At 61.5% G+C, this 13,778-nt stretch carries 10 protein-coding genes; 3 read left to right on the plus strand and 7 right to left on the minus strand.

What is annotated here, in order from left to right; all coding sequences use genetic code 11:
- Window positions 1-107: 107 nt before the first annotated feature.
- Both QRN41_RS25810 and QRN41_RS25815 read right to left on the minus strand, forming a co-directional pair.
- Window positions 108-2,633 (minus strand): PepSY domain-containing protein, encoded by a 2,526-nt coding sequence (locus QRN41_RS25810; protein ID WP_285422281.1) that lies wholly within the window; start codon window positions 2,631-2,633, stop codon window positions 108-110.
- Window positions 2,634-2,761: 128 nt separating this feature from the next.
- Complete coding sequence (locus QRN41_RS25815) at window positions 2,762-5,062, minus strand: TonB-dependent receptor (protein ID WP_285422282.1); 2,301 nt, start codon at window positions 5,060-5,062, stop codon at window positions 2,762-2,764.
- A gap of 205 nt (window positions 5,063-5,267) precedes the next feature.
- Between QRN41_RS25815 and QRN41_RS25820 the strand changes: the two genes are divergently transcribed.
- Both QRN41_RS25820 and QRN41_RS25825 read left to right on the plus strand, forming a co-directional pair.
- Window positions 5,268-5,948 (plus strand): Fe2+-dependent dioxygenase, encoded by a 681-nt coding sequence (locus tag QRN41_RS25820; protein ID WP_034136949.1) that lies wholly within the window; start codon window positions 5,268-5,270, stop codon window positions 5,946-5,948.
- 1 nt (window position 5,949) lies between these two features.
- The gene (locus tag QRN41_RS25825) at window positions 5,950-6,705 is read left to right on the plus strand and encodes a tetratricopeptide repeat protein (protein ID WP_285422283.1); all 756 of its coding nucleotides are present in this window, start codon (window positions 5,950-5,952) and stop codon (window positions 6,703-6,705) included.
- Between the two features lie 33 nt (window positions 6,706-6,738).
- On the opposite strand, the gene QRN41_RS25830 is transcribed toward QRN41_RS25825, so the two are convergent.
- The 5 genes from QRN41_RS25830 to QRN41_RS25850 all read right to left on the minus strand — a co-directional run bounded on the left by QRN41_RS25830 (window position 6,739) and on the right by QRN41_RS25850 (window position 11,785).
- Window positions 6,739-7,902, minus strand: a complete 1,164-nt coding sequence (locus QRN41_RS25830) for a type III PLP-dependent enzyme (protein ID WP_034095854.1) — start codon at window positions 7,900-7,902, stop codon at window positions 6,739-6,741.
- 396 nt (window positions 7,903-8,298) lie between these two features.
- Window positions 8,299-9,456, minus strand: a complete 1,158-nt coding sequence (locus QRN41_RS25835; RefSeq protein ID WP_003171711.1) for an osmoprotectant ABC transporter ATP-binding protein OsmV — start codon at window positions 9,454-9,456, stop codon at window positions 8,299-8,301.
- Complete coding sequence (locus tag QRN41_RS25840; protein ID WP_003188473.1) at window positions 9,453-10,106, minus strand: ABC transporter permease; 654 nt, start codon at window positions 10,104-10,106, stop codon at window positions 9,453-9,455. The genes QRN41_RS25835 and QRN41_RS25840 overlap by 4 nt, the downstream gene beginning before the upstream one ends.
- A gap of 12 nt (window positions 10,107-10,118) precedes the next feature.
- The gene (locus QRN41_RS25845) at window positions 10,119-11,012 is read right to left on the minus strand and encodes a glycine betaine ABC transporter substrate-binding protein (RefSeq protein WP_034136952.1); all 894 of its coding nucleotides are present in this window, start codon (window positions 11,010-11,012) and stop codon (window positions 10,119-10,121) included.
- Window positions 11,013-11,032: 20 nt separating this feature from the next.
- Window positions 11,033-11,785, minus strand: a complete 753-nt coding sequence (locus QRN41_RS25850) for an ABC transporter permease (protein ID WP_232925194.1) — start codon at window positions 11,783-11,785, stop codon at window positions 11,033-11,035.
- Window positions 11,786-12,081: 296 nt separating this feature from the next.
- Here QRN41_RS25850 and QRN41_RS25855 point away from each other — a divergent pair, with 296 nt between their 5' ends.
- Window positions 12,082-13,665, plus strand: coding sequence for a peptide chain release factor 3 (locus QRN41_RS25855; protein WP_034111736.1), 1,584 nt, complete (start codon window positions 12,082-12,084; stop codon window positions 13,663-13,665).
- Window positions 13,666-13,778: the final 113 nt, after the last annotated feature.

The following is a 13,778-nucleotide window of genomic DNA, read 5'->3' on the forward strand; positions in this document are numbered from 1 at the left end:
ATCCCAATGTGGGAGGGGGCTTGCCCCCGATGACGGTGTGACAGTCATTTATCAGGCGACTGATCCACCGCTATCGGGGGGCAAGCCCCCTGCCACAGTGAGTGACCTCAGTACACGTCGCGGCGATAGCGGCCTTGTTCGATCAAGCGCTCCACCGCCTCGCGGCCGAGGATATCCAGTAGCGCCTGGTCCACCCCGGCAGCCATGCCCTGCAAGCTTCCGCACACATAGATCGCCGCGCCGTCGGCCAGCCATCTACGTAGCACGTCGGCCGATTCGCGCAGGCGATCCTGCACGTAGATCTTCTCCGCCTGATCGCGGGAGAACGCCAGGTCCAACAGTGCTAGGTCGCCGCTGGCGAGCCAGCCTTGCAGCTCGTCTTGGCACAGGTAGTCGTGGGCGATATTGCGTTCGCCGAACAGCAACCAGTTACGTTGCTGGCCTTCGGCAATGCGCGCTTTCAGCAAGCTGCGCAGGCCGGCCAGGCCGGTGCCGTTGCCCATCAGGATCAGCGGCACCGGCGCGTCCGGCAGGTGGAAGCCGCTGTTGCGCCGCAGACGCAGGCTGATCGCGCCGCCGAGAGCCGCGTGTTCGGTGAGCCAACCCGAGCCCAGGCCCAGGCGGCCGTCGGCGTGGCGTTCCTGGCGCACGATCAGTTGCAGCACGCCGTCGCTGGCAATCGAGGCGATGGAGTATTCGCGCATGCTCAGCGGCACCAGAGCATCCACCAGCGCTTGGGCGTGCAGGCCGACCAGATGCGCGCGGTTGTCCGGCAATTGGCGAGTGGTCAGGGCCTGATCGAGCGTCTGTGCCAGCCCTTCGATGATTACGCCATCGCTGCCTTGCAGGCCCAGGCCCGCCAGAAAGTGCTCGACTGCCGACGCGGGATTACGCGGCAGGATTTCCACCAGGTCGCCAGCATCCCAATGCTGCGGCGACGTCGACGTGAGGCCCAGCAGGTACACGCCTTCGCCTGCGCTGCCGGGGTTGAGCAGGGTGCGCTGGCTCAGTGTCCAGTGTTCGTACTGGGCGCTGGGCCAGGCGGTGGCGGGGGCGTGGCCGGTCAGTTCGCCCAATTGTTGCTGCCAGTGCAGTAGGGCTTGGGTATCGCCGCTGTCCACTTCCACCGGGGCGAACAGCGCCGTGCCGCCCTGGTTGGTCAGCCAGAAATGCAGGCGCCGGGCGAAGCCGCAAAAGTGCGGGTACTGACGATCCCCGAGGGCCAGCACCGAGTAGTTCAAACCGTTGAGCGACAGAGCCTGGCCGAGCACGCCGCGCTCGAAACCACGGGCGCTGTCGGGGGCTTCGCCGTCGCCGAAGGTGCTGACCACGAACAGCGCGTTGTGCGCTTGGCGCAGGTCATCGGCATTGACGCTGCCCAGCGCCTGCACCTTCACCGGCAGGCCGGCGGCCTGCAATTGCCCGGCGGTCTGCCAGGCCAGTTGCTCGGCGAAACCGCTCTGGCTGGCAAAGCCGATCAGCCAGGCCGGTGCGTCGCTGAGGTTGGCGCCGAGGCGCTGGCGGGCGTCGCGCACTTGGCGTTTTTTGCGACGGCGATCCAGGTACAGCAACCAGCCGGTGATAAAGAACAACGGCATCAACAGCGAACTGACGGTCAACACGATCCGCCCGATCAAGCCGAAGTAGCTGCCGGTGTGCAGGGCATAAATGCTGGTCAGTAACTGAGCCTTGAGGCTCTTGTCGGCGTAGCGATCGTGGGATTTGACCTCGCCGGTGGCCGGGTCCAGGTTGATCTGGTTGAGCGCGCGGTCATGGGGCGAGTCGCTCAGCAGGTAATACACGGTGGCCGGTTGCCCGGTAGCGCCTGGCATGCGGATGTTGTAGGCGCTCAGGTCCGGGCCGGCGTTGCTGTAGAGGCTGCTCCAGATCGCGTCGTAGTTGGCCACCGGTGCAGGGCCTGCCGGCGCTGGGCCGCGCGTGCGTACCCGTTCGTTCTGCGGGGCGTCGGACAGCAGTTGGGTCAGCCCTCGGCTGTACCAGTCGTAGGACCAGGACAACCCGGTGAGTGCCGCCAGCAGGTAAAACAGCAGGCACCAGGTGCCGAACACCGAGTGCAGGTCCCAGTTGAAGCTGCGGCCCTTTTTGCGCCAGTCCAGGGTCAGCCAGGCGCGCCAACTCGCCGCTTGGCGCGGCCAGCGCAGGTACAGGCCGGAGAGGCAGAAAAACACCAGGATCAGGGTGCAGGCGCCGGTGATCTGCCGGCCGGTTTCGCCGATGGCGAGGAAGCGGTGCAGTTGCAGGACAAAACCGAACACGTCCTGGCCCACGGCGTCGCCCAGGTACTCGCCGGTGTATGGGTCGAAGTAGCGCATCGGGCCACGCCGTTCACCCGGCGGCGGGGTAAAGGCCACGCGCGCGGCGTTGCCGCTGTCGCGTTCCACCCACAGCATCGCCACGGTCTTGCCTTCGGCGGCTTCGAGCTTGCGCACCAGTTCGGCCGGTGGCAGCACCCCGGCTTCGCGTTTTTGCACGTGCAGGACGCTGGGATTGAGAGCCCGCAGTATTTCATCCTGGAACGACACCGCCGCACCGGTGATCCCCATCAAGGCCAGCACCAGCCCGGCGGTGATGCCGAAGAACCAGTGCAACTGAAACAGGGTTTTCTTCAACACGTCGGACCGCCTCGCTCATCGGGATATAAATGCCACGGCGCGCATTATGCCGTGGGTTGTCGAGAAACTTTGTTGTTTAACACGCAAAAGCCCCACGCATTCGATGCGTGGGGCTCGGGGGCCAGCGTTTAGAAATGGAAGCTGGTGGTCAGAAGCGCCGTGCGACCCGCCGCCTGATTGGCGAAGTGGGTCGAGAAGGCTTTGTCGTAGTAGACCTTATCGGTCAGGTTCTGCACGTTCAGTTGCAGGTCGACGTTCTTGGTCAGCTTGTAGCTGGCCATGGCGTCGTAGCGGGTGTAGGACGGCACATACACGGTGTTGCCCACGTCGCCGTAAACCTGGTCGACATAGAACGCGCCGCCGCCAACGGTGAACTTGGGTGTAAGGGCATAGGTGGTCCACAGACTGAAGGTGTTCTTCGGCGTGTTGGGCATCTGGTTGCCTTCGTTGGAACCGGCGCTGATCACCCCGTTGCGACCGTTACGGCCAGCCTTGACCAGTTCGCTGTCCAGGTAGCTGTAGCCGGCGAACACTTGCCATTGCTCGGTGATTTTGCCGCTGGCGGACAGTTCCAGACCATCGACCCGGGACTCGCCGGCGTTCTGGTAGGTGAGGGCATCCACCAGAATGCGCGTGTTTTTCTTCTCGGTGCGGAACACGGCGGCGGTCAGCGAGAGGCGGTCGTGGAACAGGTCCCACTTGGTGCCCAGCTCATAGTTGACGGTTTCTTCCGGTTGCAGATCGCTGGTGGCGGCGCCGGCGGACAGCGGGTTGCCGTCCGAACCTTCGCCGATCAGGCCGCCTGGCGGGGTGGCCGAGGTGGCGTAGGAGGCATAGATACTGCCGTTTTCCAGAGGCTTCCAGACCAGGCCGGCCTGCCAGTTGAAGAACTGGCTGTCGTCCTTGATTTTGCTGCGTGCTTTGACCGTCGCTGTAGGCACTGCGTTGGTATTGGCTTCGGTGTCGAAAGTGTCGTAGCGCAGGCCGACGTTAAGTAGCCATTTCGGGTCCAGTTCGATGGTGTCGAACACGTAGGCGGCGCGGCTGGTGGCTTTGGTGTTGGTGCCGTTGTAGTTGCGGGCGACGGAGCCGGTCCAGGCGTCGTCCGGGTTCGGGTTGCTCAGCGACGTGCATTGGCCGCCCAGGCCGCCTTTGGCCACGGTGCAGATCGGGTTGGCGTTCGGGCTGACGGTGTAGCTGCTGACGCGGGTTTCTTCGCCGGTGAATTCCAGGCCGGTGGAGTAGGTGTTCTTGAAGCCCAGGGCCTGGAAACTGCCGAACAGGTCGGTCTGGTTGGTGGTCGTGGTGGTGGTGGACACCCGCGAGTTGGCCCGGCGCCACACGGTGCCGAATTTGTTCACGTTGAGTTTGCTGTCGTCCGGCTGGGTCAGTACGTAGTCCTGGCCAGTGCTGCCGTGGCGCAGAGTGTTTTTCAGGGTCACGTTGTCGTTCAGATCGTGCTCGATGGAGAACGTACTGATGTCGGCGCGGGTCTTGCGGAAATCGCGGCCTTTGAGGCCGTAGAAGTTATCGCTGTCGCCGCCGTCGTTGGGTTTGTCGTGGACGTGGGCGGTGGCGGTGGCCGAACCGTAGCCGTAGGGAATCCCCGAGTCTGGCAGGTCGTCGCTTTCCAGATGGTAGTAGCTGAGGTTGACGCGGGTGGGGGTGCCCAGGCCGAAGGTCAGCGAAGGCGCAACGCCCCAGCGGTCGTAGTTCACGGCATCGCGCCCGGCCACGTTTTGCTCGTGGCTCATCAAGTTCAGGCGGAATGCGGCGCTGTCGTCGAGGAACTGGCGGTTCACGTCGAGCACGTAGCGGCGGGTCTGGTCGGAACCGTAAGTGAAGCCGCCGTTGGTGAAGTCCCGTGCCTGCGGGGTCTTGCTCACCAGGTTGAGGCTGCCACCGGCCGAGCCGCGCCCGCCGAAGGACGAGTTCGGGCCTTTGCTGACTTCGATGGATTCGATGTCGAAAATCTCACGGCTCTGGCCGCCGGTGTCGCGCACGCCGTCCAGATAGGTGTCGCCTTGGGCATCGAAACCGCGGATAAACGGACGGTCACCCTGAGGGTTACCGCCTTCACCGGCACCGAAGGTGATACCCGGTACGGTGCGCAGCGCATCCTGCAACGAGGTAGCGGCGGTGTCCTTGAGTACTTGTTGCGGCACCACAGTGACCGAGCGCGGTGTGTCCACCAGCGGTGCGGTGTATTTCTGCGAGGCAGCTTTCTCCACTTGGTAAGAGGTGTCGTCCTGTTCCTGGCCGGTAATGCTGGTGGCGCCCAGAGAGATGCTATTGCGCTCGCCTTTTTGTTCGGTGTCTTCAGCCGCTTGCGCCAAGTGGGCGGCAGAGCTGGCGCTCAGAGCGACGCCGATGGCCGAGGCCAACATGCGTGGTGAACCGGCAGATGTTTTTGTTGAAGTGCGCGACATGACGTGTCCTTTCCCCAAGGATGTGAGGCGGCGGAATATAGGGTGAACACGACTTTCTATCAATTGCGATACATTGCTAATTGCACTGAATTTACATTCTTTACACTTTTTGCTTACGGTTTTTACGATCTCATCCGTCCTTAGGTTTTACAGCGTGGATAAGAATCAATACCATTGGCGTCCCTCCGCACCCAGGTACTGCCCCATGCTGCTGCACATTCCCGGCCTGTTCTCCCGCGAGGAGGTGCAGCGCATCCGCCAGGCCTTGGAAAACGCCGATTGGGCCGACGGTAAAATTACCGCCGGGCACCAATCGGCCAAAGCCAAACACAACCTGCAATTGCCCGAAGGCCACCCCTTGGCCAAGGAAATCGGCACGGCGATGCTCGAACGCCTGTGGCAAAACCCGCTGTTCATGTCGGCGGCGTTACCGCACAAAGTGTTCCCGCCGCTGCTTAACTGCTACACCGCCGGTGGCAGTTTCGACTTTCATATCGATAACGCCGTGCGCCAACCCAAGGGCAGCCCTGAGCGGGTGCGCACTGATTTGTCGTCCACATTGTTTTTCAGCGACCCGGATGACTACGACGGCGGCGAACTGGAGATCCAGGACACTTTCGGCCTGCAGCGGGTCAAGTTGCCGGCCGGCGATATGGTGCTGTACCCCGGGTCCAGCCTGCACAAAGTCAACCCGGTGACCCGGGGCGCGCGTTACGCCTCATTCTTCTGGACCCAGAGCCTGGTGCGCGAAGACAGCCAGCGCACATTGCTGTTCGAGATGGACGGCGCGATCCAGCAGTTGACCCGGGATGTGCCCGATCACCCGGCGCTGATCCAGCTCACCGGCACTTATCACAACCTGCTGCGTCGCTGGGTTGAGGTTTGACATGAGCTTTTTGTTGCGTCGCCAAGAGGTGCTCACGGTCGAGCAATTGCAGAGCATGCTTGACGACTCCCCGGTGCGCGCCGCCCAGGCGATCCTGGTCGCGGCGAAGGAAGGGCTGGTGGATGCCCAGGCGTTGCTGGGGCAGATTCTGCTGGACGGGCGCGGTATCGAACGCGATCAAACGCTGGCGCTGCGGTGGTTTCGCATTGCGGCACAAGGCGGGCAGTTGATGGCGCGCAATATGCTCGGACGTTGCTTGGAACACGGTTGGGGCTGCGCCGTCGACGAAGCGGCGGCCGCGCGGGAATATCGCCTGGCCGCCGAGGCGGGGTTGGACTGGGGGTTGTACAACTACGCCAACCTGCTGGCCACCGGGCGTGGCGTTGCACAAGATCAAGCCCAGGCATTGGCGTGCTATCGCCAAGCGGCCGAGCGGGGTCATGCCAAGTCGATGAACTTGCTCGGGCGGTATCTGGAGGAAGGACAGTGCTGCCCACGGGATCTGGAAGCCGCGCAGCAGTGGTATCGCCGTTCAGCCGAGGGCGGGGATTTTCGCGGGCAATTCAGTTATGCGGCGGTGCTGGCGGGTAATGGCCAGATCGAAGCGGCGTTGGCATGGCTGCGCAAAGCGCTGGCGGGCGGGAACCTGAAGTTTCTGCGGGTGGCCCACACCGCGCTGGCGGCGGCGGATGAACCGAGGATCGGGGCGATGGCGCAGGCTTATCAACAACGAGCCCAACAGTTGGAAACCCTATAGGAGCGAACCGCTCGCTCCTATAGGAAGCACGGCTTAGACGTAGTAGGACTTCAATGGCGGAAACCCATTGAACTCAACGGCGCTGTAGCTGGTGGTGTACGCACCGGTGGACAACCAGTACAAACGATCACCGATCGCCAGGTTCAGCGGCAGGCCGTACTTGTAGTTTTCGTACATGATGTCGGCGCTGTCGCAGGTCGGTCCAGCGATGACCACTTCTTCCATCTCGCCTTTCTTCTCGGTCCAGATCGGAAACTTGATGGACTCGTCCATGGTTTCGATCAGGCCGGAGAACTTGCCCACATCCGTGTACACCCAACGCTCGACGGCGGTGCGGGATTTACGCGCCACCAACACCACTTCGCTGACCAGAATGCCAGCGTTGGCGATCAACGAACGGCCGGGCTCCAGGATAATTTCCGGCAGATCGTCGCCGAAGTCTTCCTTGAGGAAGCGGATGATTTCCTCGGCATAGGTTTCCAGGCTGTTGGTGCGGGTGATGTAGTTGGCCGGGAAGCCGCCGCCCATGTTGATCAGCTTGAGGTGGATGCCGTCTTCTTCTTTCAGGCGCTCGAAGATCACTTTGACCTTGGCGATAGCCGCGTCCCACACGCTGATATCGCGCTGTTGCGAGCCGACGTGGAACGAGATGCCGTACGGCACCAGGCCCAGGTCACGGGCCAGGATCAGCAGGTCCATGGCCATGTCGGTCTGGCAGCCGAATTTGCGCGACAGCGGCCAGTCAGCGGTGGTGGAACCTTCGGTGAGAATGCGCACATACACTTTCGAGCCCGGCGCGGCCTTGGCGATATTGCGCAGGTCCGCTTCGGAGTCGGTGGAGAACAGACGCACGCCCTTCTCGTAGAAGTAGCGGATGTCCTTGGATTTCTTGATGGTGTTGCCGTAGCTGATGCGGTCGGCGCTGACGCCACGGTCCATGACCTTGTCCAGCTCGTAGATCGAGGCGATGTCGAAGCTCGAACCTTTGTCTTTCAACAGGTCGATGATCTCGACGGCCGGGTTGGCCTTGACCGCGTAATAAACCTTGGCGAATTCGAAACCGGCGCGCAGGTCATCGTAGGCCTGGCTGATCATCGCGGTGTCGATCACCACGAACGGGGTTTCTTGCTTGTCGGCGAACGCCTTCATTTTGTCAAAAGTGGCGCGCGCGAAATAATCTTCGACGTTGATCGACATGCTGGGAACTCCTAAGGGCAAACTGTATTGATCAATGGGTACAACTGAACGTCCTCCGTATCCCCACTTTGGTTCGCCTACTTCCCAAGGCATGTCGCCGAAAGCAAAAAGGCCATGGGATAAGCTGCCCTTGGCCTTGCTGTCTCGTCGTCAGTACTTGAGCCGGATGGATCGTTTCCAGCATGGACGTTCGGCGCGAACTTTAGGGCGTGAGGGGCCATAGATCAACTAAAAATGTCGCGTTTTTGCACGCGTTCGTCGCGCTGCGTTGTGCAGCTACTTATGTAACCGACCGGTGTGACGGAATGATGTTCCCCGGGTGGGGTTAATTGAAGGTATTTCCCCGATAGATCACGGACCCAATATGGGAGGGAGCAAGCCCCCTCCCACATAAGATCAGGCCAGGGCGGTCTCGGCAGGGGAGACGATGCTGGTCTTGCCCCCACGGGACTTACCGGAGCTCAGGTACTCGGCAATCGACTCTTGCGTCACTTCCCCCAGGAACACCCGCTCGGCATCCATCACTGGCAACCACGAGCGATTGAACTCGTACATGCGCGACAACAGGATGCGCAAGTGCTCGTCATACGCCGCCGTGGCATTGAACTCACGCAGGTACTGGCCGCAAGTGCCGGTCTGACGGTGCAGGTCGCGACGGCGCACATAGCCCAGTGCCTTGTTCTCGGCGCAGGTCACCACCACGTAGCGACGGTCGTGCTCGTCCATCAGTTCCAGTGCATCGGCCACCGGGGTTTCCGGGCTTACCGACGGGGCGTTGTCCGCCGCGTCTTCGGCCTTGACCAGCAGCAGGCGCTTGAGGGTGCTGTCCTGGCCCACAAAGTTGCTGACGAATTCGTCGGCCGGGTGTGCCAGCAACGTATCCGGGTGGTCGATCTGCAACAGCTTGCCGGCGCGGAAAATCGCGATCTTGTCGCCCAGCTTGATGGCTTCGTCGATGTCATGGCTGACCATGATCACCGTCTTGTTCAGCGCCCGCTGCATCTCGAAAAACTCGTTCTGGATCATCTCGCGGTTGATCGGGTCGACCGCGCCGAACGGCTCGTCCATCAGCAGCAACGGCGCATCCGCCGCCAAGGCGCGGATCACGCCAATCCGCTGTTGTTGGCCACCGGACAATTCACGCGGATAGCGATGCAGATACTGCTTGGGCTCCAGCTTGATCATGCTCATCAACTCGCGGGCGCGGTCGTGGCATTTCTGTTTGTCCCAGCCGAGCAATTTCGGCACGACCACGATGTTCTCTTCGATGGTCATATTAGGGAACAGGCCGATCTGCTGGATCACGTAGCCGATATTACGGCGCAGGGTCACTTCGTCGAGGTCGGTGGTGTCTTCGCCGTTGATCAGGATCTTGCCCGAGGTGGGTTTGATCAGGCGGTTGATCATCTTCAGCGTGGTGCTTTTGCCGCAGCCCGATGGCCCGAGGAATACACAGATCTCGCCTTCATTGACGGTCAGGCTGACATCGTTGACGGCGGTGACGGTTTTGCCGTTGCTTTGGAACGTCTTGGACAGGTTTTGAAGTTCGATCATTTGAGCAATCCTTTTGGAGTCAGCGAGCGTTGCAGCCATTGCAGAAGCAGGTCGGCGAAGATGGCCAGCAGGCTGACCAGTACGGCACCGACGATCAGCATCGACATATCGCTGCGGCTGATGGAGGCCAGAATCAGTACACCCAAGCCACCGGCGCCGATGGTGGCGGCGATGGTCATCACGCCGATGTTCATCACCACGGCAGTGCGCACGCCGGCGAGGATCACTGGCACCGCGATGGGCAACTCGACCATGCGCAGGCGCTGGCCGAAGGTCATGCCGATGCCTCTGGCGGCTTCGCGAATGCCCGGCTCCACGCCGGTGAGGGCCAGGTAGGTGTTACGCATGATCGGCAGCAGGGAGTAGAGGAACACCGCGGTAATGGCCGGCATCGGCCCCAGGCCCTGACCGAATTTGGAGTAGAACGGCAACAGCAGGCCGAACAGGGCGATGGAAGGCACCGTCAGCAACACGGTGGCACTGGCTTGCAGCGGGCCGGCCAGCGTCGGGAAGCGCGTCATCAGGATGCCCAGGGGCACACCGATAAAGATCGCCAGGATCACCGCGATGCCGACCAGGGTGATGTGCTGCCAGGTCAGGTGCAGGACTTGGGCCCAATCAAGATGGGAAAAGGCGTTCAGGAATTCCATGTCTTCTCCTCGTTAGTTGATCGGATGCTGGCGCAGAAAGTCAGCGGCCACGACGGACGGGCTTTCGTGATCGACATCGACCCGCGCGTTGAGTTGGCGCATGGTTTCGTCGTCGAACAGCGCGGCCAGCGGCTTGAGGTCGGCGGCCAGTTGCGGGTGCGCGTCCAGGTAGGCCTGGCGCACTACCGGCGCGGCGGTGTAGTCCGGGAAGTAATGCTTGTCGTCCGCCAGCAGTTTTAATTTGAAGGCGTTCAAGCGACCGTCGGTGGTGTAGACCAGGCCGGCGAACACTTGGCTATTGCGCAGCGCGGTGTAGACCAGGCCAGCGTCCATTTGCCGGGTGTTTGCGCGGGTCAGGTTCATCTCATACAACTTGACCATGCCGGCCAGACCGTCGGAGCGATTGGCGAACTCGGTGTCCAGCGCGACCAGGCGATGTTCCCGGGTGTTTTCCGCCATCGCCTGGGTGAGGTCGCTGATGCTGTTGATCTCGGGATGTTCCTGCGCGACCTTCTGCGGCAACGCCAGGGCATAGGTGTTGCTGAAGCGCGACGGTGCCAGCCAGACCAGGCCCTTTTTCGCGTCGAGTTCTTTGACCCGAGCGTAGGACTGTTCGCTGTCGAGTTTCTCGTCGATGTGGTTGTAGGCCACCAGCGACACACCGGTGTATTCCCATAACAGGTCCAGTTGCCCGCTTTCCTGGGCACTGCGCGCCAGGTTGCTGCCAAGGCCGCCGGTCACTTGAGGGGCATAGCCCTTGGTGCGCAAGTATTGGGAGGTGATCTCGGCGAGCAGGGTCTGTTCGGTGAACACCCTGGCGCCGATGCGGATTACCGGTTTTTCCGCGGCTTGTGCAAACCCTGCGCACAGCAGGACGCAGCTCAATATCAGTGTCAGTTTTTTCATGTGAATTCCTTTGCCAAGCCTTAAGACGGACGCAACCCGCGTTCCAGCCAGAGGCGGCTGGCCATGGTCACCAGGCCGTCCAGCAATAAGGCCAGCAGTGCCGTGCATGCGGCGCCGAGCAACAGTTGCGGCTGATTGTTCAGGGCGATGCCGGGGAAGATCAGACTGCCCAGGCTGTTGGCGCCGATCAGAAACGCCAGGGGCGCGGTGCCCACATTGATCGCCAGCGCCACGCGCACGCCGCCGATGATGATCGGCACGGCATTGGGCAACTCCACGCGAAACAGCACCTGGCGCGGGGTCATGCCGATGCCGGTGGCGGCTTCTTTGAGCGAGCCTTGAACGTTTTTCAGGCCTTCGTAGGTGTTGCGCACGATAGGCAGGAGGGAGGCGAGGAACAGCGCGAAGATGGCCGGGCCGCTGCCGATGCCGAGGACGCCGAGGGCGATGGCCAGTACGGCCAGGGGAGGGACGGTATTACCGATGTTGAAGATTTGCATGAAGCGTTCTGCGCGCCCGACCATGTGCGGTCGACTGAGCAGGATACCGGCGGGGATGCCCACAACGAGGGCCGCCAGCATGGAGACTAGAACGAGAACTAAGTGAGCTTGCAGGTAAAACAACAAATCGTCGCGGTACAACTCGATCGTGTTGATGCCGATCCAGTGGATCAGCAGGGCCAGGAGCGCGACGACAACCGCGCCTCCTATCAGCCCTTTGCCATAGCGAATAGCCACAGGCGGACTCCTTTTTTCTTCTGTCGACGAACACATTCCTGCGTGGCATGCCATGGCTGGCTGTCAGCGAAAAGTGAACGCGAAATGCAGCTCGCCAATGCCGTCAAAAGCGGCATGAGTTCGAGCCATAAGCGCAGCCTCGTCAGGCTAACTTGCTGATTTTTCAGCCCCTGTTACGAGTGCGATAGCAGGGGAGTGGACGTCTCTACCTTTTAAAAGGTTCCACACTTGGCACCATTTAGCCACCCCTGATCGGGTGAACGGTGGTCCGTCACCTTGGGTTTGCGCTATACTCGCCGCCCTTTTTTGACTCACCTGCCAGGCGATTTCCCATGACCCACCAGGCCGCCGAAGTCGCGAAACGCCGCACTTTCGCCATTATTTCCCACCCCGATGCCGGTAAAACCACCATCACCGAGAAGCTCTTGCTGATGGGCAAGGCAATCGCAGTGGCCGGCACGGTGAAATCCCGCAAATCCGACCGCCATGCCACCTCCGACTGGATGGAAATGGAAAAACAACGGGGTATCTCCATTACCACGTCGGTCATGCAGTTCCCGTATCGCGATCACATGGTCAACCTGCTCGACACCCCGGGCCACGAAGACTTCTCCGAAGACACTTACCGCACCCTGACCGCGGTGGACTCGGCGTTGATGGTGTTGGACGGCGGTAAGGGCGTCGAGCCGCGCACCATCGCGCTGATGGACGTATGCCGTCTGCGCGATACGCCCATCGTCAGCTTTATCAACAAACTCGACCGCGATATCCGCGACCCGATCGAGCTGCTCGACGAAATCGAAGCCGTATTGAAGATCAAGGCCGCGCCGATCACCTGGCCGATTGGTTGCTACCGCGACTTCAAAGGCGTGTACCACCTGGCCGATGATTACATCATCGTCTACACCGCCGGCCACGGGCATGAACGCACCGAAACCAAGATCATCGAAAAACTCGACTCCGACGAAGCCCGCGCCCACCTGGGTGACGAGTACGACCGCTTCGTCGATCAGTTGGAGCTGGTGCAGGGCGCCTGCCATGAATTCAACCAACAGGAATTCCTCGACGGCCAGCTGACCCCAGTGTTCTTCGGGACCGCCCTGGGCAACTTCGGCGTCGACCATGTGCTCGACGCCGTGGTGGACTGGGCCCCGCGCCCGCTGCCACGGGTGGCCAACGAACGTACCGTGGAACCGGTGGAAGAGAAGTTCACCGGCTTCGTGTTCAAGATCCAGGCGAACATGGACCCCAAGCACCGCGACCGTATCGCGTTCATGCGCATCTGCTCCGGCAAATACGAAAAAGGCATGAAGATGCGCCACGTGCGCACCGGCAAGGACGTGCGCATCGGCGACGCCCTGACGTTCTTCTCCTCCGAGCGTGAACAGCTCGAAGAAGCCTACGCCGGCGACATCATCGGCCTGCACAACCACGGCACCATTCAGATCGGCGACACCTTCACCGAAGGCGAAGCGCTGGGCTTTACCGGTATCCCGCACTTCGCCCCGGAACTGTTCCGCCGCGTGCGCCTGCGCGATCCGCTCAAATCCAAGCAACTGCGCCAAGGCTTGCAGCAACTGGCGGAAGAGGGCGCCACCCAGGTGTTCTTCCCCGAGCGCAGCAACGACATCATCCTGGGCGCCGTGGGTGTGCTGCAGTTCGATGTGGTCGCCAGCCGCTTGAAAGAGGAATACAAGGTCGAATGCTCCTACGAGCCGATCACCGTGTACTCCGCGCGCTGGATCGAATGCGCCGATAAGAAAAAGCTGGAAGAGTTCTCCAACAAAGCCGTGGAAAACCTCGCGCTCGATGGCGGTGGTCACCTGACCTACCTGGCCCCGACCCGCGTCAACCTGGCGCTGATGGAAGAGCGCTGGCCGGACGTGAAATTCCGCGCGACCCGCGAGCACCACTAAACAACATCTGGGAGGGGGCTTACCCCCCGATAGCAGTGTGTCAGCCCTGAATGTACTGGCTGACACACAGCCATCGGGGGCAAGCCCCCTCCCACTTTTTTTACCGCGTTGTG

It is taken from the genome of Pseudomonas sp. efr-133-TYG-23, from assembly GCF_030209215.1.
GTDB classification, from domain to species: domain Bacteria; phylum Pseudomonadota; class Gammaproteobacteria; order Pseudomonadales; family Pseudomonadaceae; genus Aquipseudomonas; species Aquipseudomonas rhodesiae.

What these genes read in the sequence shown, in the direction of transcription:
- QRN41_RS25835 (WP_003171711.1), bottom strand. Translation starts at nt 9,456, where the DNA reads ATGATCGAACTTCAAAACCTGTCCAAGACGTTCCAAAGCAACGGCAAA.
- QRN41_RS25820 (WP_034136949.1), top strand. Translation starts at nt 5,268, where the DNA reads ATGCTGCTGCACATTCCCGGCCTGTTCTCCCGCGAGGAGGTGCAGCGC.
- QRN41_RS25825 (WP_285422283.1), top strand. Translation starts at nt 5,950, where the DNA reads ATGAGCTTTTTGTTGCGTCGCCAAGAGGTGCTCACGGTCGAGCAATTG.
- QRN41_RS25840 (WP_003188473.1), bottom strand. Translation starts at nt 10,106, where the DNA reads ATGGAATTCCTGAACGCCTTTTCCCATCTTGATTGGGCCCAAGTCCTG.
- QRN41_RS25815 (WP_285422282.1), bottom strand. Translation starts at nt 5,062, where the DNA reads ATGTCGCGCACTTCAACAAAAACATCTGCCGGTTCACCACGCATGTTG.
- QRN41_RS25855 (WP_034111736.1), top strand. Translation starts at nt 12,082, where the DNA reads ATGACCCACCAGGCCGCCGAAGTCGCGAAACGCCGCACTTTCGCCATT.
- QRN41_RS25845 (WP_034136952.1), bottom strand. Translation starts at nt 11,012, where the DNA reads ATGAAAAAACTGACACTGATATTGAGCTGCGTCCTGCTGTGCGCAGGG.
- QRN41_RS25830 (WP_034095854.1), bottom strand. Translation starts at nt 7,902, where the DNA reads ATGTCGATCAACGTCGAAGATTATTTCGCGCGCGCCACTTTTGACAAA.
- QRN41_RS25850 (WP_232925194.1), bottom strand. Translation starts at nt 11,785, where the DNA reads ATGTGTTCGTCGACAGAAGAAAAAAGGAGTCCGCCTGTGGCTATTCGC.